Raw genomic sequence first — 1,471 nt, forward strand, 5'->3', positions numbered from 1 at the left:
ATTTAGCTTCTTTTTATGATGCTGCAATTGGTCATCAAGCACTACTAAAATAAACCGATGTCTTCACATTGGTTTTGCAAAATGTTAGGCTTATAAATGTACAATTCTAGCGCTTTGACGCTGTATCGTAATCGTACAATTGGTTATTCAAAACCAGATAGTGCATGGTTCGTAAGAGACGTGACATCGCACCAATAGCAATTTTCTTTGTTCCCTTTGACATTGAAGATTGCTTTTTCTTTTGATACCAATCATTGATATGATTTTGATGACCATAAGTTGCCGTACTAGCAATGTTACTAATGGCTTTGAATAGCACTTTTCTGGCGATTGTATTACCTCGCTTTGTGATGAACCCAGAACTTTTATAATCACCTGAATCATTAAATCGTAAGTCAATCCCGACAAAGGCATTCAATTTGTTACTAGTCGCAAAACGATGCAAATCACCTAATTCAGCGATTAGAGAAACCACTGTTTTGTCCGAAAATCCTGGTATACTCTGATAAATGTCATATTCAGGTAAATCTTTGGCCTGATCAACCATAGTCGCTAAGACATTGGCCTTGCTTTGAGATAACGCAATTAAGCGCTGCGCATAATAACGCACCTCGGTGACATTATACGAAGCAACGGCAACAGCAGGCGCTGATAGGATGCCAAGCGCCACTAGTTTATCAACGAGTCGTGTTAAACGCGCAACACCGATTTGACGACTGACGCTGCTTTGAATCGTATCGGATAACGTTTGTCGTGAATGCTTAGCCATTGTGGCATGAGGGATTAACGACACAATCTCCCAATATTGTTGGCTATCGGTAGTTGAAAACAAAGTTTCAATTTCTGGGAAAGTCAATTGAAGCAAACGATGTAGCCGATTTTTAGCGGACACAATATCGTGGTTTAACTGTTGGTAAAAACGACTCATATCTTGTAGTTCAATATAAATCGGATTCTGGACGTAACTTTTAGCACGCTTTAAAATGAATTGCGTTTCCGCCAAATGCTTGGCATCGTTAAGATCATTTTTGTTAGGACGTAATTGATCCAATTGCTTTTTAGCGGTCAAAGGATTCAGGCAAGTATAAGGATAATTGTGGGCCTCTAAGAAAGTTTTTAAACGTCTCGAATAAACGCCTGTCGCCTCAAACACGATATCTGGGAACGTATTAAACTGCATAATGACCGTATTTAACTGATTGAACCCAAAGACATCATGGGTGATCTTAAAATTCTGTACAACCTTACCATCAACAGCGACGGCAACTTGACTGGTTGCCTTCGAAACATCAATACCAATAACAGCGTGCATGAGTGCACCTCCAAAGAATAATTGATTGAAACAGTCACTGGCAGCCATCACCATCTAATTTTCTATACTCGACGTCTAGCGTCTAACTTACTAAGAACAAATTGTGTGGTAACGCCAGTGAAACGGCCACTTTTATTCACGACATCCAGTGCCAAAAAA

The 1,471-nt window shown here is 39.6% G+C and carries 1 protein-coding gene; it reads right to left on the reverse strand.

The features are described 5' to 3' along the window. Positions 1-106: 106 nt before the first annotated feature. The gene (locus BMG01_RS10530) at positions 107-1,312 is read right to left on the reverse strand and encodes an IS110 family transposase (RefSeq protein ID WP_004914786.1); all 1,206 of its coding nucleotides are present in this window, start codon (positions 1,310-1,312) and stop codon (positions 107-109) included. Between the last annotated feature and the right edge of the window lie 159 nt (positions 1,313-1,471).

Source organism: Leuconostoc sp. BM2 (assembly GCF_002095565.1).
Taxonomy (GTDB): Bacteria; Bacillota; Bacilli; order Lactobacillales; family Lactobacillaceae; genus Leuconostoc; species Leuconostoc falkenbergense.

Bases quoted from the DNA above. Each gene is read 5' to 3' on its own strand.
- BMG01_RS10530 (WP_004914786.1), bottom strand. From the start codon at position 1,312: ATGCACGCTGTTATTGGTATTGATGTTTCGAAGGCAACCAGTCAAGTT.